This is a genomic window from Cedecea colo, from assembly GCF_011808225.1.
Taxonomy (GTDB): Bacteria; Pseudomonadota; Gammaproteobacteria; order Enterobacterales; family Enterobacteriaceae; genus Dryocola; species Dryocola colo.
This window is the reverse complement of record NZ_SOYS01000001.1, coordinates 809,596-836,576: the sequence shown is the minus strand read 5'-3', so window position 1 is coordinate 836,576 and position 26,981 is coordinate 809,596. Positions and strand designations below refer to the sequence as shown.

The window sequence follows — 26,981 nt, the reverse complement described above, 5'->3', positions numbered from 1 at the left end:
ACCAGTCCATAACGCGGGCTGGTTTTTTTATGCGCTTTTCCCCTCCTTGCCACTGCTGGCATCAAGTGTTAAAAGATGCCCCCTCGATAGTAAGACACAGGAGAAGGGCGTGACTAACACGTCAACTGCGGCCGGGACACAAAGTCCGGACGCCGCGCCGGAAAGCGAAGAAGCGTTAAAACGGGGTTTACAAAACCGACATATCCAACTCATCGCCCTGGGCGGCGCGATTGGCACCGGGTTATTTCTGGGAATCGGTCCGGCAATTCAGATGGCCGGACCTGCGGTATTATTGGGCTACGGTATTGCCGGAGTCGTCGCCTTTCTGATTATGCGCCAGCTTGGCGAGATGGTAGTGGAGGAGCCGGTATCCGGTTCATTTGCCCACTTTGCCTATAAATACTGGGGACCGTTCGCCGGTTTTCTCTCAGGCTGGAATTACTGGGTGATGTTTGTGCTGGTTGGTATGGCGGAACTCACCGCCGCCGGTATTTATATGCAGTACTGGTTTCCGGATATTCCCGGATGGACATGGGTGGCGCTGTTCTTCGTTATTATTAACGCCGTGAATCTTGTTAATGTGCGCCTGTACGGTGAAATGGAATTCTGGTTTGCGCTCGTTAAGGTGCTGGCGATCGTCGGGATGATTGGCTTTGGCGTGTGGCTGCTGGCTACGGGCAACGGCGGCGAGCGCGCCACTATTAATAATCTCTGGCAGCACGGCGGATTTCTGGCAACCGGCTGGCACGGGCTTATTTTATCGCTGGCGGTGATTATGTTCTCCTTTGGCGGCCTTGAGCTTATTGGCATCACCGCGGCGGAAGCCAGTTCGCCGCAGACAACTATTCCCAAAGCCATCAATCAGGTTGTGTACCGCATCCTGCTGTTCTATATCGGCTCGCTGATTGTGCTGCTGTCACTTTATCCGTGGCTGGAAATCAACGCCAGCAGCAGCCCTTTTGTGATGATTTTCCACGAGCTGGACAGCACCCTGGTCGCCTCGGCGCTTAACGTCGTTATTCTGGTTGCCTCGCTGTCGGTCTATAACAGCGGTGTCTATTCCAACAGCCGCATGTTGTTTGGGCTTTCCCTTCAGCGCAACGCGCCAGCTTTCCTTGCCAGAGTTAACCGCGGCGGAGTGCCGGTTAATTCTCTGATCCTCTCCGGGGCCGTCACTTCCCTGGTGGTGCTGCTCAACTATCTATTGCCGCACGAAGCTTTCGGCCTGCTGATGGCGCTGGTGGTGGCGACCCTGCTGCTGAACTGGATCATGATTTCACTGGCGCATCTGAAGTTTCGCGCGGCGATGCGACGAGACGGGCGCGTTACCCGGTTTAAAGCGCTGCTGTATCCGTTTGCCAACTATCTGTGCATCGCCTTTATGCTGATGATTCTGGGGCTAATGGGCAGCATTGACGATATGCGGCTTTCGGCGATGTTATTACCCGTATGGATTGTCTTTCTTTTCTGCGCATTCAAGTGGCTGCGACGCAAAGCGGTATAAGGTTTTTGCCGTCAGGCCTTCATTTCCAAGCGTACCGTACTGGCCGGTACGCTGTTTATTCTAGCTTCAGATCCTGATTTCGCTGGATTGCATGGGAAACTTCACGCCAGCTAGTTTTTGCACACAAGAAAGGCCGCTTAAAGCGGCCTTTCTTTTGAAACTTTTCGTTATATATCAGAAGCGGGGACTTCCGGCATCGGCAATGGCCAGCCGCCAAATCGCTTCCAGCGGTTGACGATTTCACAGAACAAAAGCGCGGTTTGCTCGGTGTCGTACAATGCCGAGTGCGCCTGGCTGCTGTCAAAAGATAAACCCGCTGCGATACAGGCCTTCGCCAGCACGGTTTGGCCTAACGCCAGGCCGCTAAGCGCCGCGGTATCAAAGGTTACAAACGGGTGGAACGGGTTGCGTTTTAACGATGCGCGCTCGGCTGCGGCCATCATAAAGCTGTGATCGAACGTGGCATTGTGCGCCACCATTATCGCCCGGTTACATCCGCTGTCTTTAATGCCTTTGCGCACCATTTTAAAAATGGCGTGCAGGGCGTCATACTCACTGACGGCGCCACGCAATGGATTGTGCGGGTCGATACCATTGAAGGCCAACGCTTCCGGTTCGAGGACTGCGCCCTCAAAAGGTTCGACATGGAAATGCAGGGTTTCATCAGGCGTCAACCAGCCGTCTGCATCCATCTTCAGCGTAATGGCGGCAACTTCCAGTAAAGCGTCAGTTTTGGCGTTAAAACCTGCGGTTTCAACGTCGATGACTACCGGATAAAAACCGCGAAAACGGTCGCACAGGCCGGGCAATTGCGTGTTGTCAGACATCAGGATCTCTTAATACGGGGAAAATGCAGCGCGCATTATGGCAAATTTCGCCGGGTGTTGCAGTAACGGGCGTTAACGACGCCCGTTAAAAGAAAATCAGTTGCCCAGACCCTTACCCGCGTCTTTGCTTTCGATCAGCTCGATTTTATAACCGTCCGGATCTTCAACAAAAGCGATAACGGTGCTGCCGCCTTTTACCGGACCGGCCTCACGCGTTACGTTGCCGCCGTTATTGCGGATGCGTTCGCAGGCTTCAGCTGCGTTATCCACGCTCAGAGCGATATGGCCATAGGCACTGCCTAAGTCGTAGCTGTCCACGCCCCAGTTCCAGGTCAGTTCGATAACCGCTTCTTCGGTTTCCGGGCCGTAGCCAACGAAGGCCAGGGAGTATTTGTATTCGGGGTTTTCGCTGGTGCGCAGCAGGGTCATGCCCAGCACTTTCGTATAAAATTCGATGGAGCGTTGCAGATCGCCAACACGCAACATGGTGTGAAGTAAGCGCATAAAATCTTCCTGGAATTAAAGGGTTAACGGCAAAAACGTCTTTAAAAGATGAGGTAAGTATAGCGGCGATTACGCGCCGCTATCAATGGAAGGGGTTATAAAGTTGGATAATCGGTATAACCTTCCGCGCCGCCGCCGTAGAAAGAGTCAGGACGCTGTGGATTAAGCTCTGCGTTGCGATGCAGGCGTTCCACCAGATCCGGATTCGCGATGTAATCGCGGCCAAACGCGACCGCGTCGATTAGCTCTTTATTGATCAAATCTTCCGCTTTCTCAGGCGTATAAGCGCCCGCCCCGATAATAACGCCGCTGAAGCGCTCGCGCACTTTCTGGCGGAATTCTTCGCTATAAGGCTTGCCGCCGGCCCAGTCAGGTTCGGACATGTGCAGATAAGCGATGCCGCGCTTGCTTAACTCCTCAATGAGGTAAAGCGCATCGGCTTCTTCATCCGGGCCGTTGTCGACGTTCTGGAAAGTCCCGACTGGCGACACGCGAATACCAATGCGATCGGCGCTCCATTCTTTGCTTACAGCATCAATGACCTCCAGCACCAGACGAGCGCGGTTTTCGCGGCTGCCGCCATATTGATCGTTACGGTGGTTAGAAGACGGAGAAAGGAACTGGTGCAGCAGGTAGCCGTGCGCGGAGTGTAATTCGACCAGATCAAAACCCGCGTCGCGAGCATTGCCTACGGCCTGACGGAAATCGTTCACGATGCCCGGGATTTCTTCCAGCTCCAGCGCGCGCGGCATGGAAGTATCGACACGGATCGCGTTACCATTTTCGTCACGCAGCGAGGTGCGGGTGCCCGCGGAAATGGCGGAAGGCGCTACAGGTGGCTGGCCATCAGGCTGAATGCTGGCGTGAGAAATACGCCCGGTGTGCCAAAGCTGCACGGCGATGCGGCCATTCTCAGCGTGTACGCCCGCGGTGATTTTCTTCCACGCGTCGATTTGTTCAGCGCTGTGCAGGCCCGGCGCGCCTTCGTAGCCTTTAGCCTGGGCAGAAATCTGGGTCGCTTCGCTGATGATAAGCCCGGAGCTTGCGCGTTGGCGGTAGTACTCGGCCATCAGCGCGGTCGGGATGTCGCCTGGTACGATGCTGCGCAGGCGCGTCAGCGGAGCCATGAAAACACGGTTTGGCGTGGTTATCGCCCCCACTTTCAGGGGAGTAAATAATTTATCTGCTGGCATGGCGTATCCTTGAGTAGACCGGTCGTCTAGTAATAAGTTAAATAAAAAGCCAGGCTGCTGATAAAGCCCGGCGGTGTTAAATTCAGATGCTGCGCGCCTTTCAGAAGGCAGGCTGCACGATTAAACGATTCACATAGATAAGCGCGCTTTCCAGCGGCACCGCACTACGGGAAATCTTCGCCTGCAGGCTGGCACCCAGCCACAGAGCATAAATAGTTTGTGCAAGGCTCAGCGCATCGCCTTCAATCACCAGGCTTTTTTCCGCCTGGCCTTTTTCCAGCGCGTTTGCCAGTTGACTGATTATCTGCGCCGCGCCTTTGTCCAGCGCGCCACGCATATCTTCGGAAAGGTCGCAGACCTCCGCCGACAGCTTTACCGTCAGACAGCTAATCAAACGGCTGTGCTGGCAGAAGTACGTAAGCGCTTCCTGATACCAGTTCAACAGCTTTTCACGATAGTTGCCGCTGCCCTGACAGAAATGCTGTTGCAGCCGCTGATTATAGGCTTCGTAATAGCGCTCCAGCATCACCACGCCAAAGGCCTCTTTCGAGCGGAAGTAGTGATAAAAAGAGCCTTTCGGCACTTCGGCGGTGCGCAACAGTTCGCTTAATCCCATGCCGATAAAGCCGCGCTGCAGGCAAAGCTGCTCGCCGGTGGCAAGGAGATGTTCACGCGTATCATGGGCAGGGTTTCTGTTCATGGCGACAACTGTAATAGACCAGTCAGTCTAGCGCAAGCAACCGGCGAACGATTTTCACCGGGAGCCTGCTAATCATGCGTTGCGGCACCCGGCGAGAATATCCATATGCGGTTGATAGACAGAGCTTTTAATATCCATCATCCCAAGCAGGGTGGAAAAAATATTATCCTGGGATACCGCGCTGCTGGCTGCTTTCTGCTTCAGGCAGCCGGAATCGATCGCGTAATTTTGCTGATAATCCTTCGACAGCCAGAACAGGAAAGGGATATGCGTCTGCTGGGAAGGCGCCAGCATATACGGCGTGCCGTGCAGATAAATGCCGCTTTCGCCGAGTGATTCCCCGTGATCCGAAAGATAAACCAGAGCGGTATTAAATTTATCCGCATGCGTTTTAAGCATATCGATGGTGCGGCTAACCACATCGTCGGTATACAGGATCGTGTTGTCGTAGGTATTTATCAGCGACTGGCGATCGCAATCCTGAATCTGATTGCTGTCACAGGTGGGCGTGAAATGGCGGAATTTGTCCGGATAACGCTGATAATAGGCGGGGCCGTGGCTGCCCATCAGGTGCAGCACAATCACCGAATCCCGTTGTACTCCGTTCAGCACGTTATCCAGACGGTACAGCACCGCATCATCAATGCAGGATTTATTGCACAGGCTGCTCAGCTTCCACTGGGTCATATCGGTGTGCGGAATGCGGCTGCATGCGCCTTTACAGCCGCCGTCGTTATCGCGCCACAGCAGGTTTATCCCGGCATGCGCCATCACATCCAGCAGGCCTTCCTGATGGCGAGCGAGATCGGCATCGTATTGTTTTCTGGGCATTCCTGAGAACATGCAGGGCACGGACACGGCGGTTTCCGTGCCGCAGGAAGAGGCGTGGGGGAAGTAAATCACGCTGTGTTTCTTCATTTCCGGATTCGTTTCGCGCGTATAGCCGCCAAGGGAATAGTTTTCCGCGCGGGAGGCTTCTCCAACGATCAGCACCACGAGCGTTTTCTTTTTCTGCTGGCTGATGACCGGGCCTTTTCTGGCATCTTCGCCAATGCGAATCAGCGTTCGATCGCCCGCAAACCAGTGGTCTTTGCTGTAACGGCTGATGGCGCTGATGTAATTGGCTGGCGTCACCATTTTTACCACGCCTTTGTTGTTGCGAAACAGCGAGGCGTAATCCTGATAAAAGACAGCGGCGAGCAAAAAAATTACCAGCAGCCCGACCAGAATGCCTGCCAGCCGGTTCAGAAACAGGCGCCACCAGCGCGCAGGCTTAATTTTTATCGTCGCGAGAATAAGCGCGGGAATTAAACCGGCCAGGGACAACCACATCAACATCTGCGGCGTGATGAGCGCTGCGGCCTCCTGCGAATTCGTTTCAAATACGTTGACCATCATGTTCTGGTCGATAACGGCACCGTAGGTATACATAAAATAATTGCTTGCCGCGCAGCCGAGGAGAAGCAGCGACAGCATCGGTTTGCGCAGCCAAGGAATATTGATTGCGCTGAAAATAGTCAGCCAGGCGCAGAAAAGCACGACGGGCACGGATGCCGCAAACAACCAGGCGTGCAGTGAATGGGGAGTGATGATTTGCCAGCTGCGATGAATAAACAGCGCGTTGATAACCGTGAAGAAAAGTGCGCAGCAAAGATTGAAGCCCGTATCGTTACACTGTAACTTTTGAATGTGTGCCATAGTCGTTATTAATCGTTCTGGAGATTGCGCATAGCTTAATGAGCAAAGATTAGGGGAACCTTAATCTGAACGGGCGGCGCGAATGTTTCTGCGCGGCGCACGGAGCTGCAATTATCCTGCTTGCCCGCTTGCAACCCTGCGATTGTCGGGCTTCAATTGTAGGAAGGTTGATAACGGGGGACGTGAGTGCCAGAGCAGCTTGAGTTTTTTCCTATCCAGAGTCCTTGTCGTGGCATCTGCCAGTCGGACGAGCGCGGCTTTTGTCGCGGCTGTATGCGCAGCCGGGACGAGAGATTTAACTGGCAAAAAATGAGCGATGCCCAGAAACAGGACGTGTTACGTCTTTGTCGCCAGCGCTTTTTGCGCAAGTTACGCGCAAATAACCACGCCGAACCCGATGAACCGCAGCAACCCTCACTTTTTTAACCGCTTAATCCCGCTATACTCCGTCGCAGAATTTATCCATCATTGAGGTCATGCTTTTATGGTACAGCGCATTACGATTTCCCCGCAGGGTCCAACTTTTTCACGTCTGGTGATGGGGTACTGGCGTTTGATGGAGTGGAATATGTCGCCACGCCAGCTCGCCAGCTTTATTGAAGAGCATGTTGGCCTTGGGATCACCACCGCCGATCATGCAGATATTTATGGCGGCTATCAGTGTGAAGCGGCCTTTGGCGACGCGATGCGCCTGGTGCCTCATTTGCGTGAGAAAATGGAGATCGTGACGAAATGCGGTATTGCGACCACGGCCAATCCGGATCATGCCCTGGGTCACTACATTACTGACCGCAGCCATATCATCAGCAGCGCCGAATCCTCGCTGCAAAAGCTGGCGACGGATTATCTGGATCTGCTGTTAATCCATCGTCCGGACCCGCTAATGGACGCTGACGAAGTGGCCGAGGCTTTCACCGCGCTGCACCAGAGCGGAAAAGTGCGTCACTTTGGCGTGTCCAACTTTACGCCCGCTCAGTTCGCGCTGTTGCAGTCACGCCTGCCGTTTACGCTGGCAACAAACCAGGTCGAGATTTCGCCGGTACATCAGCCAGCGATTCTGGACGGCACTCTGGATCAGTGCCAGCAGCTGCGCATCCGTCCGATGGCCTGGTCTTGCCTGGGCGGCGGTAGCCTGTTTAGCGATGAAGCTTTCCAGCCGCTGCGTGACGAACTGCAGGCCGTGGCGGATGAAATCGGCGCGCAAACTATCGAGCAGGTGGTGTATGCGTGGGTGATGCGTCTGCCATCGCAGCCGCTGCCGATTATCGGCTCCGGCAAAATTGAACGCGTGCGTTCGGCTATTCACGCGCTTTCGCTGGATATGAGCCGTCAGCAGTGGTTCCGCATTCGTAAAGCGGCGCTGGGTTACGACGTACCTTAATCCTGAGAAACCCTCGCCTCCCGGTGGAAACTGCGCTTGTGGCCTATGCTTAACAGGAGAAAAGATAACCCGGGAGGTAACATGAAGCGTTTTAGTCTGGCTCTGTTAGCATTTCTCACCTGCGCTGCGGCGCAGGCGGCAAGCGAAAAAGTAGAAATGAACCTCGTCACTCCGCAGGGTGTTGGCGACTCCGTTGGCGAGGTTACCATCAACGAAACTGACAAAGGCCTGGAATTTGTTCCTGACCTGCGTACTCTCCCGCCTGGGGAACATGGATTTCATGTTCACGCCAACGGCACCTGTGAACCTGCATTAAAAGAGGGCAAACCTTCTGCCGCAGAAGCGGCTGGCGGGCACCTCGATCCTGAACATACCGGTAAACATCTGGGGCCAGAAGGCATGGGGCATCTTGGGGATTTACCTGTGCTGCAGGTCAACAACGACGGCAAAGCAACGTTGCCGGTCACCGCGCCGCGTCTGAAAAAACTTGATGAAGTGAAGGGCAAGGCGCTTATGGTGCATGTCGGCGGCGATAACATGTCCGATCGGCCAAAACCGCTGGGTGGCGGGGGCGAGCGCTATGCATGCGGGGTGATCAAATAAATCAGTGGCCGCCTGTCAGCGTACCGGCAGGCGGCGCCTGTTCCAGCTGCGATAGCGAGCAGTAAAGTCGCCAGATGATACCGGCCAGATCGCGTGCCGCCGGATGGTGATGATGGGACAGGCTGTCGCTTATTCTTTGTAATTCACGCAGCGCCTCTCCAAGCGGACGTTGCTGCACGCCTCGTTCGCTCATCACATCACACAAGGTATGTATGCAAACATCCCGCACGTTCGCAAGCGGGTCCGAACGTGATTGCCAGCCGCGTAGCTGCCACACCACGTGTGAGCAGTTCAACAGCACCACGCCCCAGCGTAACAGCCAGCGCCGCGCCGTCTCATCCTTGCTGTTACTCAGTTGACTAATGTGATGGTAAACCAGCGATTCAAACTGATTTTCGTTGCGCTGAGGACTGCCGCTTAGCTGGTCGACAAAACCGCGTCGCAAAGCGCGAATATGACGGCGGCTTTTGCGCTTGTCGGAGCTTGGGCGCAGAACGGAAAAGGCGACCCACGATAAACCCACGCCGATGACCTTCGCCAGGTTATCGTTCAGGAATTCTGCAAAGTCATAAACCGGCGGATTGGTTACGGCAATAAACGAGCCCATAAACACAATCAGCTGTCCCCACAGCCCGGCAAGCTTCGGCTGCTGAAGTTTCATAAGCTGCAAGGTGGCGAGTAAAGGGAATAAGAAGAGCAGAAATTGCCATAGCTCCGTTATCTGCACCATCAGGCCGAATTTGACCAGCAAGCTGAACAGCGACAGCCAAAGCAGAGTGCGCATCAGCAGGGTCAAAGAGCCAAGCGGCGAAGCCACAGAAGAGTAAAGCACGCAGCTAATAGCCGCCAGTGAAAGGGCGCCGCCTGCCGATTCCCACTGGGTGCTGACTCCCCAGGCCCCGGTTACCGTAATCACGCAGAAGGTGCGCAATGCGCTCCACGTTGCTTCGGCGTTATCGGTATGGCGCGCCAGCGAAGGCGTTTTAGGCGGCGTTAAAACGGAAACCGGCGTGGCGTTCTCCAGCTCCCGCAGCCAGCGGCTGCTATTGAGGTACAGCCAGCAGAAGTAGCGCAAACGGTGCCAGAAAGCCTGATGGCGGTAATCGTTTCGATCGACGGGCGCAAGCTGCTGCAAAAGGCGTGCAATATCGTATTTGTGCGTATCAGGGCGTGCCAGCTCTTTTAGCAGCGTTTCAAGCAGCGGCCAGAGGTGTCCCGGCGGATCGGGCCAGTTTAACAACATGCGGCGCAGACCAGAAATAACGCTGGTCAGGCGCAGCTGCTGGTGGAGGAGATAATTGAGTAAATTATTCTGGCGGCGAAAGCGGTAGTGGCTCCAGAACGCCTGAATACGCAGCAGGTTCATCGTCAGAATCTGACTGATTACGCCTTCATGGGCGGTGCGAATCGCCTCCGTAGTTTCCGGCTTCCATAGCAGGCTGGCGTGCTCCAGCAGCCGGGCGTGCATGTTTTTAAGGGCCGTCAGCAGCGCGGTACCATCGGAGGTGCTGGGCAACACCATCATCATAAACCCGCCGCACAGTATTCCGACCACCACTTCGCAAACGCGCGCCTGGGCTATATCCCACAGCTCGCTGGATTCAACGGTATTGATCATCGGGAAGGCAATGATTGCGGCAGTATAGCCCGCCAGCATAAAGGCGTAGGCGGCGTTATTCTGGAAATGGCTGGAAACCCAGGTACACAGCGCAAGCCAGGCCGCCATTGCAAAGATGAAAAGCCAGGGATCGTTTAACGTATTGCCGGCAATAATTAGCGCTGCCGTTGCGCCAATAAAGCTGCCGGCAATGCGTCCCAGGCTTTTGCTGACCACGCCGCCGACGGTCGGAAAACTGACCACGGCGGCGGAGGTCATGGCCCAGTAAGGCTCATCCAGGTTCAGGCCGTAGGCGATAGTTAACGCCAGGCACATCGCAATAGTGTTACGTAGCGCATAGCGCCACTGCCCGCCGGTTGCCTTTCCCCACGGCGTGGTGTGCCATTCAGGCCAGCTGAGTTTCATTGCCCGCTCAGTACGAAATGGTCACGGTGCAGGTGGTGCCGGAAACCAGCGTCACACCCTGTGGAATATCATCGAGCTTGATACGTACCGGCACGCGCTGGGCCAGACGTACCCAGGGCACGTTAGGCTTTATATCCGGCACGAGATCGCTTTCACTCTCAATGCTCTGGTCGTATATAGCGCGGCCGATGCTTGCCACCTTTCCGGACAGCGGCTGATGCCCGCTATAAAGGATAATATTTGCCGCCTTGCCGGGCTGAATATGCCGCAGCTTGGTTTCTTCGAAATACCCCACCACGTAAAACGAGTGGCTGTCCACGAGAGCGAAAACTGGCTGCCCGGTAGTAGCGTAGTTGCCGGTGCGGGTTGAGAGATTGGTGACCCAGCCATCCACCGGCGCCCTGACCGTGGTCTGGCTGATTTGCCACTGCGCCTGTTCAAGCGTGGCCTGAGCGGCTTTTACCGCTGCCTGCGCAGCTTTGACGTTGATATTCGCGGTATCCATATCTTCCGCAGAGATGTAATTACGCGGCAGATTATGACGACGGCGAGCTTCATTACTGTTTTTTGCCAGTTCTGACTGCGCCTGCGCGAGCTGGGCCTGGGCGTTCAGTTCGGCAATATGATACGGAGTGGCATCAATAGTGAACAAAACGGTGCCCGCTTTGACGAACTGATTATCAGCCACGTTGAGCTTAGTGATGGTCCCGGAGACCTGCGGCGTGATGCTGACCTGCTCGGCGCGAACCTTGCCGTCTCGCGTCCAGGGAGATTGCATGTAATAATTCCACAGTAGCCAGCCAACAATCAGCGCTACGGCGAAAACCAGCAGGGTGGAAAAATACTTTAAGCTTTTAAAGTTCATCTTGTTACCATGCAATCAGAATGACAAGAGCGGCGCTCACCGACAGGGCAAAAAGCGAAAGATCCATCAGCGTGGGATGCCATATCTCCCCCGAATACATCCAGTCACGTAACAGTCGGTGTAAAAAGAGCCAGATGAAAAAGCCCAGCATCACCGCTTTAAACAGAGGGGGAAAGTAAATGGATGCGCCTACTATTAAATCCTGCACGCCCTGGCCTGATGCGGTAAATGTAAAGCTCACGTCGAATAATCCTTTAAATAGCGGGGAGGGCTGTCGTTTCCCCTGACTGCAATATATACAAGTGTAGCTGGCAGCATAACTTCAGCAAAAGTAAGGGATTTGTTTTTAGATATTAATGCCTGCACAATAGTCTAAAATCAGTATAATAAGTTAGCAAGCTAATTATAAGGAGATGAAATTGGAAACGCCATTAGGATCGGATCTGGCCCGCCTGGTACGTATCTGGCGTGCGCTGATTGACCATCGCCTGAAACCTCTGGAATTGACGCAGACGCACTGGGTAACGCTGCATAATATTCATCAGCTGCCGCCCGAACAGTCACAGATTCAGTTGGCCAAAGCGATTGGCATCGAGCAGCCCTCGCTGGTCAGAACGCTCGATCAGCTTGAAGCGAAAGGGTTAATATCACGGCAAACCTGCGCAAACGACCGCCGGGCAAAACGGATCAGGCTTACCGAACGCGCCACGCCGATCATTAGCGAGATGGAACATGTTATCGATGAAACGCGTGGGGAAATTTTAGCCGGCATCAGCGCGGATGAGCTAAGCCTGTTGGTTAATCTTATTAGTCGCCTTGAGCAGAATATTATCGATCTTCAGACGCGCGATTAAGCGCATCAAAAAAGGCCTGCTTATTTATTTAGCAGGCCTTTCAGACTGACGATAAACTCTTAACCAGCACAGGTTGAACCTATACAGCCGAATAAAAAACAAGGAAAATCAACGGATTGATTTTCGGCTGATAACCACAAAGAAGGAAAAACCACGCTTTCTCCTTCTTTGTCAGCAATTTAAAAGGCCTGCTTATTTAGCAGGCCTTTTTATAAAACGTTCTTAACGTGGGGAAACGGTTAATTGGTTACCGCTACCGGCAATCGCTACGCGCTGGCCCGCGGAGAATCGGCTGCTGCCCTGTTTTTGCACCACCATGATGCTGTTACCGTCATCCTTACGGATTTCAAGCTCAACGCCCTGGCTTTTGTTTACCGCACCCTGGACGCCCTGACCTGCAACGCCACCCGCAACGGCACCCGCCGCTGTTGCCAGTGAACGACCGGTGCCGCCACCTACGGTATTGCCCAGGAAGCCGCCCAACACCGCACCACCAATGGCGCCAATCACGTTGGAGTCATCGCCCCCCTGAATCTGCACCGGACGAACGTTGACCACGGTGCCGTAGGTAACGCTCTGCACCTGTTTTGCATCAGAAGCTTTATAGACATCACCAGAAAGTGAGTTGTCATTGACACAACCAGCTAACGATAAGCCAACTAACGAAACAATCAATACACGTGAAATCATTTATGAATCTCCTGTTCATCTGGAAACGCCCAAGCGAGCATCCTTCATGGGTAAATTATATGGTATTTAGGTGCGAAGTTTCAGTTTAGTTCAGCACGAGACCGCTAAAAAGGTAAATGCGCGCTTCTCAACCGCAGGTAAACGGCGCTCTCATCGGGCTTTAGCAGAAAATAAATATACATAATGTCGCGCAAAGATTAAAAATTTTAATAAATCATCGTATTGAGTGCTACTTTATGGTGGAGTATTTCCCCTAATCGGCGCGCTTTACAGGAGTAACAGATGAAATCTGGTCGTTATATCGGCGTGATGTCGGGCACCAGTCTCGATGGCATAGATGTGGTTTTAGCGGCCATTGATGAACATCTGGTAGTGCAGCTTGCCAGTTACAGCCATCCCATTCCGCTGGATATAAAAAACGCCGTTCTGGCCATCTGCCAGGGACAGCAGCTTACGCTTTCACAGCTCGGCCAGCTGGATAATCGCCTTGGTAAACTCTTTGCGCAGGCCGTACAAATCCTTATGGATCGGCAAAGCCTCACCCGTGAGGATGTGACCGCTATTGGCTGCCATGGGCAGACGGTCTGGCACGAACCGCACGGAGAGGCGGCGCACACGCTGCAAATTGGCGACAACAATCAGATAGTCGCGCTAACGGGTGTGACCGTAGTGGGCGATTTCCGTCGCCGGGATATGGCCCTTGGCGGGCAAGGCGCGCCGCTGGTTCCCGCTTTCCACCACGCGCTGCTCGCACATCCAACAGAACGCCGCATGGTGCTGAATATTGGCGGTATAGCGAACCTTTCTCTCTTGATTCCTGGCCATGCGGTGAAGGGCTACGATACCGGTCCTGGCAATATGCTGATGGACGCCTGGATTTGGCGCCAGAAAGGCAAGCCGTACGATAAAGATGCCCGGTGGGCTGCCAGCGGTAAAATTATTCTGCCGCTGCTCCAGCAAATGCTGAGCGATCCTTATTTTGCCGCCCCGGCGCCAAAAAGCACCGGACGTGAGTATTTCAACTTTGGCTGGCTTGAGCGTCAGCTTACCGCCTTCCCGGGGCTTGCCGGTGAAGATGTCCAGGCGACGCTTGCCGAACTTACCGCCGTCACGATATCCGAACAGGTATTGTTGAGCGGCGGATGTGAACGTCTGATGGTGTGTGGCGGCGGAAGCCGTAACCCGCTTTTGATGGCGCGTCTGGCAGCTTTATTACCGGGTACAGAAGTCGGCACCACCGACGATGCGGGCATCAGCGGCGACGATATGGAAGCGCTGGCGTTTGCGTGGCTTGCCTGCCGTACCATGTCCGGTTTGCCGGGTAATTTACCGTCCGTAACAGGCGCATCTGAGGCGAGCGTGTTGGGCGCGATTTTTCCCGCCAATCCCCTGCATAATCAGAGTTAACTGAAATTATCTTCATCTCATACTCTCTACACTGAAGTCGAAAAGGGAGGGCCTGGCCCTTCCAGGGATAAGAAGATCTTCAGGATACGCAGATGAAAAAATTACTTGTTGCCACGATTCCGATGCTGCTTGCCGGCTGTAGCTACTACAACTCCTTCGTTGAACGGATGCAAACCGACACGCTGCAATACCAGTGCGACGAAAAGCCTCTCACCGTAAAGCTTAATAACCAAAAGCAGACGGTTAACTTTGTCTACGACCACGACTACCTGTCTCTGACGCAAGGACTGTCAGCCTCGGGCACGCGTTATACCGATGGCGTTTATGTCTTCTGGTCCAAAGGCGACAGCGCTACCGTTTATCGCAAAGACAGCGTTGTGCTTAATAATTGCCAGTTACAAAATTCCCAGCGTTGAGATTTATCAAGGTGAAGCGCACAATAGTTCCACCCAATCCTGGTCTGACGTAACGCCATGTCTGATAACGACTCTTTGCAACAGATTGCGCATCTGCGCCGCGAATATACCAAAGGTGGCCTGCGCCGCCACGATCTTACCGATAAGCCTCTCGATCTCTTTGAACGCTGGCTCGGCCAGGCCTGTGAAGCAAAGCTTGCCGATCCTACAGCGATGGTAGTGGCGACGGTCGATGAGCATGGACAGCCGTATCAGCGTATTGTGCTGCTCAAACATTTCGACGAACGCGGCCTGGTGTTTTACACCAACCTTGGCTCGCGCAAAGCACAGCATCTGGAAAACAATCCGCGCATCAGCCTGCATTTCCCCTGGCATATGCTGGACCGCCAGGTGATGGTGCAGGGTACGGCAGAGCGGTTATCAACGATTGATGTGATGAAATACTTCCACAGCCGCCCGCGCGACAGCCAGATTGGCGCATGGGTCTCCAGGCAATCCAGCCGTATTTCCGCGCGCGGAATACTCGAAAGCAAGTTCCTCGAACTGAAGCAAAAATTCCAGCAGGGCGATATTCCGCTGCCGAGTTTCTGGGGCGGCTATCGGGTTTCCATTGCGCAGATGGAATTCTGGCAGGGCGGCGAACATCGCCTGCACGATCGCTTTTTATACCAGCGTGAAGGGGATGCCTGGAAAATTGACCGTCTCGCCCCATAACGCCCCGGATTTATTGCGTTAAGCGCTGGCACTCCGTGGGCTGGCGCTTTATTCTATGTCCCCTCAAGAATAACTTCTTTCGCCACAAGGCGAAAAGCCGTGTACCGGCAAAGGTGCAGTCGTAAATACATGGAGAATTTGATGGCAAGCATCAATCTGATAAAACAATTGCAGGAGCGGGGCCTGGTGGCTCAGGTAACGGACGAGGACGCGTTAGCGCAGCGCCTGGCGCAAGGGCCAATCGCGCTCTATTGCGGCTTCGATCCTACCGCTGACAGCTTGCACTTGGGCCATCTGGTTCCACTGCTGTGTCTGAAACGTTTCCAGGAAGCCGGCCACAAGCCTGTGGCTCTGGTGGGTGGCGCAACGGGTCTGATCGGCGATCCAAGTTTTAAAGCCGTTGAGCGCAAACTCAATACGGAAGACACGGTTCACGAATGGGTAGAAAAAATTCGCCGCCAGGTCGCACCTTTCCTCGATTTTGACTGCGGTGAAAACTCGGCCATAGCGGCCAACAACTACGACTGGTTTGGCGGCATGAACGTGCTGACTTTCCTGCGTGATATCGGCAAACACTTCTCTGTTAACCAGATGATTAACAAAGAAGCGGTCAAACAGCGTCTGAACCGCGACGACGTGGGCATCTCTTTTACCGAGTTCTCCTACAATCTGCTGCAGGGCTACGACTTTGCGTGCCTGAACAAACTGCACGGCGTGGTGCTGCAAATCGGCGGCTCTGACCAGTGGGGCAACATCACCTCCGGTATCGACCTGACTCGCCGTCTGCACCAGCAGCAGGCGTTTGGCCTGACCGTTCCGCTGATCACCAAATCTGACGGCACCAAATTCGGCAAAACCGAAGGCGGCGCGGTGTGGCTCGATCCGAAGAAAACCAGCCCGTACAAGTTCTACCAGTTCTGGATTAACACCGCCGATGCGGACGTGTACCGCTTCCTGAAGTTCTTCACCTTTATGAGCCTTGAGGAAATCAACGCGCTGGAAGAAGAAGACAAAAACAGCGGCTCCGCCCCTCGCGCCCAGTACGTGCTGGCTGAGCAGGTGACTCGTCTGGTACACGGCGAAGAAGGCCTCGTTGCCGCTAAACGTATTACCAGCAGCCTGTTTAACGGCAACCTGAGCGACCTGACAGAGGCCGACTTTGCGCAACTGGCGCAGGATGGCGTGCCGATGGTTGAACTGGAGCGCGGTGCAGATCTGCAACAGGCGCTGGTCGATTCCGAACTGCAGCCGTCACGCGGGCAGGCGCGTAAAACCATCGCGCAGAATGCTATTACCATCAACGGTGAAAAGCAGGCCGACCCGGAATACACCTTTGCCGACAGCGATATGCTGTTCGGCCGCTACACCCTGCTGCGTCGGGGTAAGAAAAATTACTGCCTCGTTTGCTGGAAGTAATTAAGAAAGACCAGAAGGGCGTCGGATTACCATCCACGCCCTTTATTTTTGCCAAAACACAACAGCTGCCGATCCGGATTAGAAATGAAAAATATCCTTGCTATCCAGTCACATGTGGTCTTCGGCCACGCGGGCAACGGTGCCGCCGAATTCCCGATGCGCCGGCTGGGCGCCAACGTCTGGCCGTTGAATACGGTTCAGTTTTCCAACCATACCCAATACGGGAAATGGACCGGCAGCGTTATGCCTGCCAGCCACCTCAGCGATATCGTGCAGGGCATTGCGGATATCGGCCAGCTTCAGCGCTGTGACGCGGTGCTGAGCGGCTATCTGGGCTCAGCCGAGCAGGGAGAGCATATTCTTTCTATTGTTCGTCAGGTGAAAGCGGCAAATCCGCATGCGAAGTACTTCTGCGATCCCGTAATGGGGCACCCGGAAAAAGGCTGTATCGTGGCGCCGGGCGTGGCAGAGTTCCATACGCGCTGCGCATTGCCTGCAAGCGACATTATCGCGCCTAACCTGCTGGAGCTTGAGATTCTGAGCGGCCATGCCGTGAACTCGGTTGAAGAAGCGGTGAGCACCGCGCGCGAACTCATCGCCCAGGGGCCGCAAATTGTGCTGGTGAAACATCTGGCGCGGGCGGGCTATCAGCAGGACCGTTTTGAAATGCTGCTGGTGACGGCGGAAGAGGCCTGGCATATTCATCGTCCGCTGGTGGATTTTGGCGAGCGTCAGCCGGTCGGCGTGGGCGATGTCACCAGCGGCCTGCTGCTGGTTAAGCTGCTACAAGGCGCCACGCTGCGTGAAGCGCTGGAGCACGTCACCGCCGCGGTTTACGACGTAATGGTCGTAACTAAAAAAATGGCAGAGTACGAACTGCAACTGGTCGCCGCCCAGGACGGTATTGCTAAGCCTGAGCACTATTTTACCGCCGTTCAGCTATAAAAATGACGCCCTCACAACGAGGGCGTTTTCAGTTTAAATTCCTTCAGCAGCAAGCGCTGCCGCCACGGCAGGACGCGCCTTCATGCGCTCCATAAACGCTTCAATATTGCTCAGGTCACTCATTTCAAGCTTCACGGCATACGCCCAGCGCAGAACGGTAAACAGATAGGCATCCGCCACGCTAAAACGCAGCCCCATCAGCCACTGTTTATCATTCAGCTCTTCGTTTACGTACCGCAGTTTTTTCTCCAGCACTTTGCGGGTAAGCGTCTTGAATTCATCCGGCGTCGCCGGGTTGAACAGTGGACTAAAGCCCTTATGCAGCTCAGTGGCGATGTAATTCAGCCATTCCAGCGTGTGGTAGCGCGTCATGCTGCCGGCGGGTGCAAGGAGCTGGCGATCGGGAACTTTGTCTGCCAGGAATTGTACGATGGCGACGCCTTCCGTCAGCAGCGAACCATCATCAAGCACCAGTGCCGGGACCTGGCCCTTGGCATTCACCTCAAGGTAATCATCCCCCGCTTCAGTTTTTTTGCTCGCTAAATCGACTTTGACCAGCGAGAAGTCAATGCCGGTTTCGCGCAGAATAATATGAGGGGAGAGAGAGCAGGCACCAGCTTTATAATACAGTTTCATTACTAAACTCCTGTGGGCGCTAAGGTATCTTATGTTAGTCCGCATGCAGGCAAAAAAAAAGCCGTTGAGCATAAAGCTAACGGCTGAAAATTAAATGTTTCCCGCTACATCATGCGGTGGCGGTTTCCGTGACGGTTTCGGTTTCGTCACTGAGCGTCATACGGTTCAGTTTTGGTGCGACGGCAAACATCAGCACGGCGATAACTGCGGTAGCGATACCAATCTGCATGAAGACGTGTCCGTAGACCACCAGAGACTGCAGCGGATCGGTGACATCCTCTGGCACGGCCATCAGGTTCGCCACTTTACCGGCGATGATAGCGGCTCCAGCGGTAGTCAGGAACCAGCTGCCCATGATAAAGCCCATCAGACGCTGTGGCACCAGCTGAGCAACCATTGCCAGACCCAGACCGGAAATCATCAGCTCGCCGATACTCTGTAACGCGTAGCTCAGGATCAACCAGCTTACGGAGACGATACCCGCATCAGAGGCAAATTTCGCGCCCACAGGCAGCACGAGGAACGCAAAAGAGCACAGCGCCATGCCGATAGCGAACTTGTGCGGCATCGGCAGGCGGTCGCCCATCTTGTTATAGATAGCAGCCAGAATCGGGCTACCAATCATTATCCAGAACGGGTTCAGCGCCTGGAACTGCTCCGGCTGGAACGTGATGCCCAGGATCGCATGCTCAACGTTACGGATAGCGAAGAAGTTCAGGGAAGTCGGCATCTGGCTGTAGAGCACGAAGAACACGATAGCCTGCACCATCAGAACGAAAGCCACGATCATCTTACGACGCGCCGCTCCTTTCATCGCCACGGCTTCTTTAGCGAAGATAATCACGATACCCAACGCAACCAGACCCAGGACCATGCGTGCAATGCCCTGGTTATGCAGCAGCCAGGTGGCGATAACGGCCAGCACCACAATGCCCGCGATAGTCGCAATCAGCTTGCCAAAGTGAACCGGTTCGAAGTCAGGTTTGGAACCGTAATCCTTAACCCACTTTTTGCAGAACATGAAGTTCACCAGCGTAATCAGCATGCCCACAAAGCTCAGGGAGAAAGCCACGCTCCAGCCAAACTTCGCGGCAAGCCACGGCGTGGCCAGCATGGAGAAGAAAGAGCCGATGTTGATGGACATGTAGTACATAGTAAATGCGCCATCAAGACGCGGGTCATTTTTCTCATAGCAGGTAGAAAGCAGGGCAGACGGGTTAGCCTTAAACAGGCCGTTACCGACGGCGATAGTCGCCATGCCCATATAAACAAGAGCAGCATCGTGTCCGGAGTACGCGACAAGCGCATAGCCGATAGCCAGTACGATAGTCCCGAGCATAATGACACGTTTGGTGCCGAGCACTTTATCACCCAGCCAGCCGCCGATAGCGACAAGGCCATATACCAGGGCGCTGAATGATGAGAACAGCGTGATGGAATCCGCTTCGGACATGCCAAGCATTTTGACCAGGTAGACGGCCATAATGCCTTGCAGGCCGTAGTAACCAAAACGCTCCCACAGTTCGATAGAGAAGATCAGATAGAACGATTTCGGTTGTTTGAAAGCGTTCAGGCTGACGCTTTCTGCTGGTTTATTGTTTGCAGTCGACACATATACCTCTTTTTTTACATCCCACTTTAACAGGAGTTTTATAAGCGTGATGCCCGATGACATTCACTTTATTTTTATTAACGGAGGGGGAAACGGCGGGTAATGTTCACTATCTGGCAGCATGAGGCAAGGGGTTTGCAATAATCTGTTACATATATCCTCAGCGGAATAATGCGCCTGAGAATGAATTGTTATTCAGCGTTAAATTTCAATAATCCATCCTTTACCGAGCAAATGTTTTTTACAGCAGGCAAAATCATCCTCTTCAGAGATATGTCCTGCTGTTAAGGTGATATTGCAGTGATATGGACCAGTCGTTGATAAACATCCAGTCTAATGTATTGGTGCAGATCTCGTATAAATAACAATCGCCATGCATTATCGCCGCTAAAAAGACCAAAATTTAACAGCGTGTTATCAGAGTGATCAAGATCACAAATTTATAGAAAATTCTTATCGTAAAAAAATGATTAACCTGGTGAGACGGTTAATCACCACAGGATGCAGCGGTTGCTGGCGTGTTTAGCGGAACAATCCTTTGTTATCAGGCCTGTTTGCGGCGGTGCAGTAAACATAAGGCTATAAGCCGTCAATTTCCTGACGCAGAGGCAGGGATCAAAATTCGGTCTTATCTTTGTATTCGCACAGATCTTCAATGATACATGAGCCACAGCGCGGCTTGCGGGCTACACAAGTATAACGGCCATGCAAAATCAACCAGTGGTGGCAGTCAACTTTAAATGCTGCGGGAACGACGCTGAGCAGTTTTTCTTCCACCAGCTCAACGTTTTTGCCTGGGGCAAAGTTCGTGCGGTTACAGACGCGGAAAATATGGGTATCCACGGCGATAGTCGGCCAACCGAAAGCGGTATTTAGCACCACGTTGGCGGTTTTGCGGCCTACGCCCGGAAGGGCTTCCAGCGCCGCACGATCTTCCGGCACTTCACCATGGTGAAGCTCCAGCAGCATGCGGCAGGTTTTAATCACGTTTTCCGCTTTGCTGTTAAACAGGCCGATGGTTTTGATGTGAGCCTTCACGCCTTCCACCCCTAAATCGAGCATCGCCTGCGGCGTGTTAGCCAGCGGATAAAGCTTTGCAGTAGCCTTATTAACGCTGACATCCGTTGCCTGCGCGGAAAGCAGTACGGCAATCAACAGCTCGAAAGGAGAGCTGAACTGTAATTCAGTGGTGGGATGAGGATTGGCATCACGCAGACGCGTGAGGATTTCCAGCCGCTTAGCTTTATTCATTGTGCTTCCTTATGCTTGCTCTGCATTTCCTTTCACCGCCACGTTCTTAGCGGCGCGACGAGCCTTCATCTTTTCATCAATGAGGTATTTTACCGCCAGCATTAGACCGAGGCCAATAAAGGCGCCCGGCGGCAACATAGCCAGCAGGAAAGGAGTGTCCGTGTGAAAAACCTCGATGCGCAGCACTTTTGCCCAGCTGCCGAGCAGACTATCCGCGCCATCAAACAGCGTGCCGTTACCGATAATTTCACGCAACGAGCCCAGCACGAACATCGCACTGGTAGCGCCCAGGCCAATGGCAAAGCCGTCCAGGGCGGCCAGCGGCACGCTACTTTTTGCGGCAAAAGCTTCCGCGCGCCCGATCACGATGCAGTTGGTGACAATCAGCGGGATAAAGATGCCAAGCGACTGATACAGCCCAAACGCGTACGCGTTAATAAGCATCTGTACGGTGCTGACCACCGAGGCGATAATCATCACGTAAACAGGGATACGGATCTCAGAGGGCACCCAACGGCGCAGGGCGGAAACGGCGGCGTTAGTTAAGGTGAGCACCAGCGTTGTTGCCAGCCCCAGACCCAGCGCATTGGTCGCCGTAGAGGTAACGGCAAGCAGTGGGCAAAGCCCCAGCAGCTGAACGAGGGCCGAGTTATTCTTCCACAGGCCCTGCACCAGAATATCTTTTACATCACTCATGGCTGCGCTCCACAGGAGGATAGTTGTGCCAGACGCGGCGGTAGCGTTTGGGCGAAAAGCCCCGCGCGTTTGACCGCGTTGACTACCGCACGCGGCGTAATGGTTGCGCCGGTAAACTGATCGAACTGCCCGCCGTCTTTCTTCACCGCCCAGGTTGCGTCATCTTTACCCTGAATGGTTTTACCAGAGAAGTGGGTTATCCAGTCGCTCAGGCGGAGCTCAATTTTATCGCCAAGGCCCGGCGTCTCATGATGTTCAGTAACGCGGGTGCCCAGCACTTTTCCTTTGAAATCTGCGCCGACCAGCAGCTGGATAGCCCCGGAATAGCCGTCGGGAGCGGTTGCTTCCATCACCACGGCCACCGGTTCATCGCCCTTGCGTGCAACGTACACACGGCGGTCGCCCGCGCCGAGCTGCGGATCGCTGACAAGAACACAGCTCTGCTGGATGTCGTTGTCATACATGTCGGCAGGCAAAACCTGATCGAACAATAATTTTTGCTGCAGCGCAGCCTGGCGAGCGATAGTCGGTTTCGTCAGCTCGTTGACTACCGCCGTCAGTCCGGTGGCCAGAGCGGCGAAAATAGCCAGCGTAACGCCATGTTTTTGCATTGTTTTTAGCATGACGATTCCTTAACGATGGCCGTAGACGCGTGGGCGGGTGTAATAATCAATCAGTGGCACGGTGATATTCGCCAGCAGCACCGCGAAAGCTACCCCATCGGGATAACCGCCCCAGGTCCGAATCAGCCACACCAGCAGGCCTGCCAGCGCGCCAAAGAGCAAACGTCCACGGTTGGTTGTCGAGGCGGTAACCGGATCGGTAAGAATAAAGAAGGCGCCAAACATCGTCGCGCCCGAGAAAAGGTGAATAACAGGCGAAACGCATTTCTCCGGTGAGAATACCCAGCCGAGAGTCGCACAGACAGTCAGCGTCAGCAGGAAACTGACCGGAATATGCCAGCGAATAGTGCCGCGCCACAGCAGGAACAAGCCGCCCGCCATAAACGCCACGTTAATCCACTGCCAGCCAGGCCCGGCCAGTACGCCGCTATAAATGGGGCTATTGAGCAAATCCGCAGCCGAACGACCCGCGCGAATACCCGTTTTGAAGGTATCGAGCGGCGTAGCCTGGCTTATACCGTCCACCCCGATGCGCAGTTGCGTCATGGTATCGCCTGCCGCCGTGCTGCCGGTGAAGATAACATGCAGGACATCAGCGAGGCCCGGGATCGTCGCGGCAATAGACTGCGGCGGCAGCCACGAGGTCATTTGCACCGGAAAGGCAATCAGCAGAACAACATAGCCAATCATCGCCGGGTTAAACGGGTTATGCCCCAGTCCGCCATAAAGTTGTTTTGCGATAATCACCGCAAAAACTGTCCCGAGAATCACCATCCACCACGGGGCGAGAGGGGGAATACTGATCCCCAACAACAGGCCGGTCAGCGCGGCTGAATTATCACCAAGCGTCAGACGCAGCGACTGTTTGCGCAGCGTTACCACCAGCGCTTCGGCAGCAACCGCGCTAAGAATGCCAAGCATAATCTGAATCAGGCTGCCCCAGCCAAACCAGAAGCACAGCGCCGCGATACCCGGCAAGGCGGCACAGCATACCAGCAGCATGATCCTTGCGGTGCTGCGCTGGTTATGGGTATAGGGAGAGCTTGCGATTTTAAAAACCATTTAATCCTCTGGCACCATTTGCTGAGCGGCTTTACGTGCCTGTACGCGGGCGATGGCCGCAGCGACAGCCGCTTTTCTTGGGTCTTGTTCTTCTGTGGAATCTGCCTCGCTGGCTTTTTCCTGTTGAGCAGCCTTACGCGCCTTAGCGCGGGCGATAGCGGCTTCGACGGCGGCTTTACGCGGGTCAACCGGCTCGGCGGGCACAGCTTCTTTCGCTGGCGTACCGTTTGCCTGAGCAGCCTTACGCGCCTTAGCGCGGGCGATAGCGGCCTCGACGGCGGCCTTGCGCGGGTCAACCGGCTCGGCGGGCACAGCTTCTTCGGCTGGCGCACCGTTTGCCTGAGCAGCCTTACGTGCCTTAGCACGGGCGATAGCGGCTTCGACGGCGGCCTTGCGCGGGTCAACCGGCTCGGCGGGCACAGCTTCTTCGGCTGGCGCATCGTTTGCCTGAGCAGCCTTACGCGCCTTAGCGCGGGCGATAGCGGCCTCGACGGCGGCTTTGCGCGGATCGGCAGTTACCGTTTCAGCGGCTTGCGCCTGCTGCGCTTTTTCAGCCTGTTTCGCGCGCGCCTGGGCTTTACGGGCTTCGCGTGCGGCGATCGTCTCGCTGTTATCCGGCTTGCTTCCGGCTTGTACAATAATCGGTTCGCTGCTGTCGGCTTTCTTGCTTTTCACGCGGGCAAGCGCGGCCTGAATCGCATCGTTATCTTTGGCCGTGGGCTGAACCGCCGCCTGCTTATGGCGCTCAAGGCGCGCAGCTTTTTCACGTTCAAGACGGGCCTGGCGCGCTTCGAAGCGTACTTTGGCTTCTGCTGTACGTTTCGCTTCCAGCGTAATCTCGCGGATCTCCGCTTTTTCCTGACGGAAATATTGCACCAGCGGAATGTTACTTGGACACACGTAAGCGCAGGCCCCGCACTCTATACAGTCTTTAAGATTGTGCGCGGTGGCCTTGTCGTGCTGCTGACCTTTACTGAACCAGTACAGCTGCTGCGGAAGCAGATCCGCCGGGCAGGCGTCCGCACAGGCGCTACAGCGAATGCAGCTCTGTTCTTCCTGTGCTTCGCCCATTTCGTTTGCCGAAGGGGCCAGCAGGCAGTTGGTGATTTTCACCACCGGCACGTCAAGCCAGGGCAGGCTAAAGCCCATCAGCGGGCCGCCCATAATCACCTGCTGGTCGTGGGCTGGTCGAAAACCGGCGAAATCTAACAGATGGCGAACCGGCGTACCCAGACGCGCCCAGACGTTACCCGGCTGAGCAACGGCTTCACCCGTTAAGGTCACCACGCGCTCGGTCAGCGGCTCGCCGTCAATAATCGCGCGTTTTACCGCATAAGCCGTACCGACGTTCTGCATCAGCACGCCGATATCTGAAGAGCGCCCGCCGTGTGGAACCTGTTTCCCCGTGAGGATTTGCGTAAGCTGCTTCGCGCCGCCTGACGGATATTTGGTTGGCACCACGCGTAGCTGAATATCGTGGGTATCGGCCAGCACCGCGCGCAGCATAGAAATTGCCTGCGGCTTATTATCTTCAATACCGATTAACACACGCTGCGGTTGCAGAATGTGGGCAAGAATGCGAATGCCTTCGACAACCTGCGCGGCGCAGTCCTGCATCAGACGATCGTCCGCTGTGATGTATGGCTCGCACTCGGCGGCGTTAATAATCAGCGTATCGATTTTATCGCCGCCGCCCAGCAGCTTATTGCCGGTCGGGAAACCTGCGCCGCCCAGACCCGCAACGCCGAACTGATGAATACGTTCGATTAAGTCTCCACGGCTGCGGCAGCGGTAGTCAGCCCAGCCGTCCCGGTCAATCCAGGCGTCTTCACCGTCGGCGTCGATAATGACGCTCAGCTCAGCAAGCGCAGAAGGGTGCGCCGTACTGTGCGGGGCTATCGCCGTAACGGTACCTGAGGTTGGCGCATGAACCGGCAGCATTCTGCCACGTCCTTTGGTCAGCGGCTGGCCACGCAATACAACGTCGCCCGCTTTCACGCACAGCTCACCCTCAGCGCCGATATGCTGTTTGAGAGGAAGCACAAGCTGTTTAGGTAAGGGAACCTGGCGCAACGGTGTGCCGTTGGACTGGCTTTTCATCTCCGGTGGATGAATGCCGCCGCCGAAGTCCCAGATTCTGTTTTTATTAAACCGTTTTAAGAAATTAAGCATGTTGCTCCACCGGAATATTACGTACCGGAATGGTCTGGAGATCCCATTTCCAGCTTTCAGTGGTGGTGGCGACCGGGACAAGATCGATACAGCTTGTCGGGCAAGGGTCCACACACAGATTGCAGCCGGTGCAAAGGTCGCTCATTACGGTATGCATGGCACGCGTTGCGCCCACGATGGCATCGACCGGGCAGGCCTGGATGCATTTCGTGCAGCCGATGCAGTTGGCTTCGTCAATCACCGCCAGCATGCGCACGGGAGCGAGCGCCGCCTCATCGCCTTCGATAGGCTGTGGATCGACGTTCAGCAGGGTAGCTATTTTTTGCATCACCGCCTCGCCGCCGGGGGCGCAGAGATTTATATTTGCGCCGTTATTTCCCACCGCCTCGGCATACGGACGGCAGCCGGGATAACCACATTGCCCGCACTGGCTCTGCGGCAGCAATTCTTCGATTTTCTCGACAATGGGGTCTTCTTCAACGGCGAACCGGCGCGAGGCATACCCCAGGATCAGACCAAAGGCCAGGCCCATCAGGGTAATCGCAATAACAGCAATCAATACGGTACTCATCAGAACTTCACCAGCCCGCTAAAGCCCATAAAGGCCAGAGACATTAAACCGGCGGTAATCAGGGCAATAGCATTACCTTTAAACGGGGCCGGCACGTCGGAGACGGCGAGACGTTCACGAATTGCCGCGAACAGCACCATCACCAGCGAAAACCCAATCGCTGCGGAGAAACCATACAACGCAGACTGTAGAAAATTATGGCCGAGATTGACGTTTAACAGCGCCACGCCCAGCACCGCGCAGTTGGTGGTGATAAGCGGTAAAAATATCCCTAGTAAGCGATAGAGCGCCGGGCTGGTTTTTCTGACCACCATTTCGGTGAACTGCACCACGACGGCGATAACCAGAATAAAAGCAAGGGTGCGCAGATAGACCAAATCCAGCGGGATCAGGATCAGGTCATTAATAATCCAGGCGCAAATGGAGGCCAGCGTTAATACGAAGGTGGTCGCAAGCCCCATGCCGATAGCCGTCTCCAGTTTTTTGGAAACGCCCATAAACGGACACAGCCCCAGAAACTTCACCAATACGAAGTTATTGACCAGCACCGTACCAACAAAGAGCAGCAAATAATCTGTCATTTTCTAACCTGAAACAAAAAAGCCGTCCATTATCGGC

The 26,981-nt window shown here is 54.6% G+C and carries 28 protein-coding genes; 10 read left to right on the top strand and 18 right to left on the bottom strand.

Annotated elements, in window-relative coordinates; genetic code table 11:
* Positions 1-109 precede the first annotated feature (109 nt).
* Positions 110-1,504 (top strand): phenylalanine transporter, encoded by a 1,395-nt coding sequence (gene pheP, locus E2L00_RS03755; protein WP_167607172.1) that lies wholly within the window; start codon positions 110-112, stop codon positions 1,502-1,504.
* Positions 1,505-1,671: 167 nt separating this feature from the next.
* Here pheP and rnt read toward each other — a convergent pair whose 3' ends face one another.
* From rnt to eptA, 5 genes are all read right to left on the bottom strand, one after another.
* Positions 1,672-2,331: a ribonuclease T gene (gene rnt, locus E2L00_RS03750; protein ID WP_167607170.1), complete on the bottom strand. Its 660-nt coding sequence runs from the start codon at positions 2,329-2,331 to the stop codon at positions 1,672-1,674.
* Between the two features lie 96 nt (positions 2,332-2,427).
* On the bottom strand, positions 2,428-2,835 hold the full coding sequence (gene gloA, locus E2L00_RS03745) for a lactoylglutathione lyase (RefSeq protein WP_167607167.1): 408 nt from the start codon (positions 2,833-2,835) through the stop codon (positions 2,428-2,430).
* A gap of 95 nt (positions 2,836-2,930) precedes the next feature.
* Positions 2,931-4,028, bottom strand: coding sequence for an alkene reductase (gene nemA, locus E2L00_RS03740; protein WP_167607165.1), 1,098 nt, complete (start codon positions 4,026-4,028; stop codon positions 2,931-2,933).
* Positions 4,029-4,128: 100 nt separating this feature from the next.
* Positions 4,129-4,728 carry a TetR/AcrR family transcriptional regulator gene (locus tag E2L00_RS03735; protein ID WP_167607163.1) on the bottom strand — a complete coding sequence of 200 codons (600 nt, stop codon included), beginning with the start codon at positions 4,726-4,728 and terminating at the stop codon, positions 4,129-4,131.
* A gap of 72 nt (positions 4,729-4,800) precedes the next feature.
* Positions 4,801-6,426 (bottom strand): phosphoethanolamine transferase EptA, encoded by a 1,626-nt coding sequence (gene eptA, locus E2L00_RS03730; RefSeq protein WP_167607161.1) that lies wholly within the window; start codon positions 6,424-6,426, stop codon positions 4,801-4,803.
* 186 nt (positions 6,427-6,612) lie between these two features.
* Between eptA and E2L00_RS03725 the strand changes: the two genes are divergently transcribed.
* From E2L00_RS03725 to sodC, 3 genes are all read left to right on the top strand, one after another.
* Positions 6,613-6,852 carry a DUF1289 domain-containing protein gene (locus E2L00_RS03725; protein ID WP_167607159.1) on the top strand — a complete coding sequence of 80 codons (240 nt, stop codon included), beginning with the start codon at positions 6,613-6,615 and terminating at the stop codon, positions 6,850-6,852.
* Positions 6,853-6,910: 58 nt separating this feature from the next.
* The gene (locus E2L00_RS03720) at positions 6,911-7,807 is read left to right on the top strand and encodes an aldo/keto reductase (protein WP_167607157.1); all 897 of its coding nucleotides are present in this window, start codon (positions 6,911-6,913) and stop codon (positions 7,805-7,807) included.
* 81 nt (positions 7,808-7,888) lie between these two features.
* Positions 7,889-8,410: a superoxide dismutase [Cu-Zn] SodC gene (sodC, locus tag E2L00_RS03715; protein ID WP_167607155.1), complete on the top strand. Its 522-nt coding sequence runs from the start codon at positions 7,889-7,891 to the stop codon at positions 8,408-8,410.
* A 1-nt stretch (position 8,411) separates the two neighbouring features.
* On the opposite strand, the gene E2L00_RS03710 is transcribed toward sodC, so the two are convergent.
* Genes E2L00_RS03710 through E2L00_RS21395 form a run of 3 tightly spaced genes read right to left on the bottom strand, consistent with a single transcriptional unit; the run spans position 8,412 to position 11,539 of the window.
* The gene (locus tag E2L00_RS03710; RefSeq protein ID WP_167607153.1) at positions 8,412-10,433 is read right to left on the bottom strand and encodes an FUSC family protein; all 2,022 of its coding nucleotides are present in this window, start codon (positions 10,431-10,433) and stop codon (positions 8,412-8,414) included.
* Positions 10,434-10,440: 7 nt separating this feature from the next.
* Positions 10,441-11,298 (bottom strand): efflux RND transporter periplasmic adaptor subunit, encoded by an 858-nt coding sequence (locus tag E2L00_RS03705; RefSeq protein WP_167607150.1) that lies wholly within the window; start codon positions 11,296-11,298, stop codon positions 10,441-10,443.
* A 4-nt stretch (positions 11,299-11,302) separates the two neighbouring features.
* Positions 11,303-11,539: a DUF1656 domain-containing protein gene (locus E2L00_RS21395; RefSeq protein WP_167607148.1), complete on the bottom strand. Its 237-nt coding sequence runs from the start codon at positions 11,537-11,539 to the stop codon at positions 11,303-11,305.
* Between the two features lie 172 nt (positions 11,540-11,711).
* Here E2L00_RS21395 and slyA point away from each other — a divergent pair, with 172 nt between their 5' ends.
* On the top strand, positions 11,712-12,152 hold the full coding sequence (gene slyA / locus E2L00_RS03695; protein WP_167607145.1) for a transcriptional regulator SlyA: 441 nt from the start codon (positions 11,712-11,714) through the stop codon (positions 12,150-12,152).
* A 222-nt stretch (positions 12,153-12,374) separates the two neighbouring features.
* Here slyA and slyB read toward each other — a convergent pair whose 3' ends face one another.
* Positions 12,375-12,842 carry an outer membrane lipoprotein SlyB gene (gene slyB, locus E2L00_RS03690; protein WP_167607142.1) on the bottom strand — a complete coding sequence of 156 codons (468 nt, stop codon included), beginning with the start codon at positions 12,840-12,842 and terminating at the stop codon, positions 12,375-12,377.
* 282 nt (positions 12,843-13,124) lie between these two features.
* Here slyB and anmK point away from each other — a divergent pair, with 282 nt between their 5' ends.
* From anmK to pdxY, 5 genes are all read left to right on the top strand, one after another.
* On the top strand, positions 13,125-14,249 hold the full coding sequence (gene anmK, locus E2L00_RS03685) for an anhydro-N-acetylmuramic acid kinase (RefSeq protein WP_167607140.1): 1,125 nt from the start codon (positions 13,125-13,127) through the stop codon (positions 14,247-14,249).
* A 92-nt stretch (positions 14,250-14,341) separates the two neighbouring features.
* The gene (mliC, locus tag E2L00_RS03680; RefSeq protein WP_167607138.1) at positions 14,342-14,665 is read left to right on the top strand and encodes a C-type lysozyme inhibitor; all 324 of its coding nucleotides are present in this window, start codon (positions 14,342-14,344) and stop codon (positions 14,663-14,665) included.
* A 57-nt stretch (positions 14,666-14,722) separates the two neighbouring features.
* On the top strand, positions 14,723-15,379 hold the full coding sequence (pdxH, locus tag E2L00_RS03675; protein ID WP_167607137.1) for a pyridoxamine 5'-phosphate oxidase: 657 nt from the start codon (positions 14,723-14,725) through the stop codon (positions 15,377-15,379).
* 141 nt (positions 15,380-15,520) lie between these two features.
* The gene (tyrS, locus tag E2L00_RS03670) at positions 15,521-16,795 is read left to right on the top strand and encodes a tyrosine--tRNA ligase (RefSeq protein WP_167607134.1); all 1,275 of its coding nucleotides are present in this window, start codon (positions 15,521-15,523) and stop codon (positions 16,793-16,795) included.
* An 84-nt stretch (positions 16,796-16,879) separates the two neighbouring features.
* Positions 16,880-17,740 (top strand): pyridoxal kinase PdxY, encoded by an 861-nt coding sequence (gene pdxY / locus E2L00_RS03665; protein ID WP_167607132.1) that lies wholly within the window; start codon positions 16,880-16,882, stop codon positions 17,738-17,740.
* Positions 17,741-17,773: 33 nt separating this feature from the next.
* Here pdxY and gstA read toward each other — a convergent pair whose 3' ends face one another.
* From gstA to rsxA, 9 genes are all read right to left on the bottom strand, one after another.
* On the bottom strand, positions 17,774-18,376 hold the full coding sequence (gene gstA, locus E2L00_RS03660) for a glutathione transferase GstA (RefSeq protein WP_167607129.1): 603 nt from the start codon (positions 18,374-18,376) through the stop codon (positions 17,774-17,776).
* A gap of 109 nt (positions 18,377-18,485) precedes the next feature.
* Complete coding sequence (gene dtpA, locus E2L00_RS03655) at positions 18,486-19,988, bottom strand: dipeptide/tripeptide permease DtpA (protein WP_167607126.1); 1,503 nt, start codon at positions 19,986-19,988, stop codon at positions 18,486-18,488.
* A 615-nt stretch (positions 19,989-20,603) separates the two neighbouring features.
* Positions 20,604-21,239, bottom strand: coding sequence for an endonuclease III (gene nth / locus E2L00_RS03650; RefSeq protein WP_167607124.1), 636 nt, complete (start codon positions 21,237-21,239; stop codon positions 20,604-20,606).
* 9 nt (positions 21,240-21,248) lie between these two features.
* Positions 21,249-21,935 carry an electron transport complex subunit E gene (locus tag E2L00_RS03645; protein WP_167607121.1) on the bottom strand — a complete coding sequence of 229 codons (687 nt, stop codon included), beginning with the start codon at positions 21,933-21,935 and terminating at the stop codon, positions 21,249-21,251.
* Positions 21,932-22,558 (bottom strand): electron transport complex subunit RsxG, encoded by a 627-nt coding sequence (gene rsxG / locus E2L00_RS03640; protein WP_167607117.1) that lies wholly within the window; start codon positions 22,556-22,558, stop codon positions 21,932-21,934. Before rsxG ends, E2L00_RS03645 begins: the two co-directional genes overlap by 4 nt.
* Before the next feature lie 9 nt (positions 22,559-22,567).
* Complete coding sequence (gene rsxD, locus E2L00_RS03635; protein ID WP_167607114.1) at positions 22,568-23,620, bottom strand: electron transport complex subunit RsxD; 1,053 nt, start codon at positions 23,618-23,620, stop codon at positions 22,568-22,570.
* Positions 23,621-25,792, bottom strand: coding sequence for an electron transport complex subunit RsxC (gene rsxC / locus E2L00_RS03630; protein ID WP_167607112.1), 2,172 nt, complete (start codon positions 25,790-25,792; stop codon positions 23,621-23,623).
* Positions 25,785-26,363 carry an electron transport complex subunit RsxB gene (gene rsxB / locus E2L00_RS03625; RefSeq protein WP_167607110.1) on the bottom strand — a complete coding sequence of 193 codons (579 nt, stop codon included), beginning with the start codon at positions 26,361-26,363 and terminating at the stop codon, positions 25,785-25,787. Before rsxB ends, rsxC begins: the two co-directional genes overlap by 8 nt.
* Complete coding sequence (gene rsxA / locus E2L00_RS03620) at positions 26,363-26,944, bottom strand: electron transport complex subunit RsxA (protein ID WP_167607107.1); 582 nt, start codon at positions 26,942-26,944, stop codon at positions 26,363-26,365. Before rsxA ends, rsxB begins: the two co-directional genes overlap by 1 nt.
* Positions 26,945-26,981: the final 37 nt, after the last annotated feature.

What these genes read in the sequence shown, in the direction of transcription:
- E2L00_RS03645 (WP_167607121.1), bottom strand. Translation starts at nt 21,935, where the DNA reads ATGAGTGATGTAAAAGATATTCTGGTGCAGGGCCTGTGGAAGAATAAC.
- rsxB (WP_167607110.1), bottom strand. Translation starts at nt 26,363, where the DNA reads ATGAGTACCGTATTGATTGCTGTTATTGCGATTACCCTGATGGGCCTG.
- rsxG (WP_167607117.1), bottom strand. Translation starts at nt 22,558, where the DNA reads ATGCTAAAAACAATGCAAAAACATGGCGTTACGCTGGCTATTTTCGCC.
- E2L00_RS03705 (WP_167607150.1), bottom strand. Translation starts at nt 11,298, where the DNA reads ATGAACTTTAAAAGCTTAAAGTATTTTTCCACCCTGCTGGTTTTCGCC.
- slyA (WP_167607145.1), top strand. Translation starts at nt 11,712, where the DNA reads ATGAAATTGGAAACGCCATTAGGATCGGATCTGGCCCGCCTGGTACGT.
- E2L00_RS03720 (WP_167607157.1), top strand. Translation starts at nt 6,911, where the DNA reads ATGGTACAGCGCATTACGATTTCCCCGCAGGGTCCAACTTTTTCACGT.
- nemA (WP_167607165.1), bottom strand. Translation starts at nt 4,028, where the DNA reads ATGCCAGCAGATAAATTATTTACTCCCCTGAAAGTGGGGGCGATAACC.
- sodC (WP_167607155.1), top strand. Translation starts at nt 7,889, where the DNA reads ATGAAGCGTTTTAGTCTGGCTCTGTTAGCATTTCTCACCTGCGCTGCG.
- gloA (WP_167607167.1), bottom strand. Translation starts at nt 2,835, where the DNA reads ATGCGCTTACTTCACACCATGTTGCGTGTTGGCGATCTGCAACGCTCC.
- E2L00_RS03710 (WP_167607153.1), bottom strand. Translation starts at nt 10,433, where the DNA reads ATGAAACTCAGCTGGCCTGAATGGCACACCACGCCGTGGGGAAAGGCA.
- rsxA (WP_167607107.1), bottom strand. Translation starts at nt 26,944, where the DNA reads ATGACAGATTATTTGCTGCTCTTTGTTGGTACGGTGCTGGTCAATAAC.
- eptA (WP_167607161.1), bottom strand. Translation starts at nt 6,426, where the DNA reads ATGGCACACATTCAAAAGTTACAGTGTAACGATACGGGCTTCAATCTT.
- pdxY (WP_167607132.1), top strand. Translation starts at nt 16,880, where the DNA reads ATGAAAAATATCCTTGCTATCCAGTCACATGTGGTCTTCGGCCACGCG.
- slyB (WP_167607142.1), bottom strand. Translation starts at nt 12,842, where the DNA reads ATGATTTCACGTGTATTGATTGTTTCGTTAGTTGGCTTATCGTTAGCT.
- pdxH (WP_167607137.1), top strand. Translation starts at nt 14,723, where the DNA reads ATGTCTGATAACGACTCTTTGCAACAGATTGCGCATCTGCGCCGCGAA.
- rnt (WP_167607170.1), bottom strand. Translation starts at nt 2,331, where the DNA reads ATGTCTGACAACACGCAATTGCCCGGCCTGTGCGACCGTTTTCGCGGT.
- gstA (WP_167607129.1), bottom strand. Translation starts at nt 18,376, where the DNA reads ATGAAACTGTATTATAAAGCTGGTGCCTGCTCTCTCTCCCCTCATATT.
- rsxD (WP_167607114.1), bottom strand. Translation starts at nt 23,620, where the DNA reads ATGGTTTTTAAAATCGCAAGCTCTCCCTATACCCATAACCAGCGCAGC.
- E2L00_RS03735 (WP_167607163.1), bottom strand. Translation starts at nt 4,728, where the DNA reads ATGAACAGAAACCCTGCCCATGATACGCGTGAACATCTCCTTGCCACC.
- tyrS (WP_167607134.1), top strand. Translation starts at nt 15,521, where the DNA reads ATGGCAAGCATCAATCTGATAAAACAATTGCAGGAGCGGGGCCTGGTG.
- rsxC (WP_167607112.1), bottom strand. Translation starts at nt 25,792, where the DNA reads ATGCTTAATTTCTTAAAACGGTTTAATAAAAACAGAATCTGGGACTTC.
- nth (WP_167607124.1), bottom strand. Translation starts at nt 21,239, where the DNA reads ATGAATAAAGCTAAGCGGCTGGAAATCCTCACGCGTCTGCGTGATGCC.
- anmK (WP_167607140.1), top strand. Translation starts at nt 13,125, where the DNA reads ATGAAATCTGGTCGTTATATCGGCGTGATGTCGGGCACCAGTCTCGAT.
- mliC (WP_167607138.1), top strand. Translation starts at nt 14,342, where the DNA reads ATGAAAAAATTACTTGTTGCCACGATTCCGATGCTGCTTGCCGGCTGT.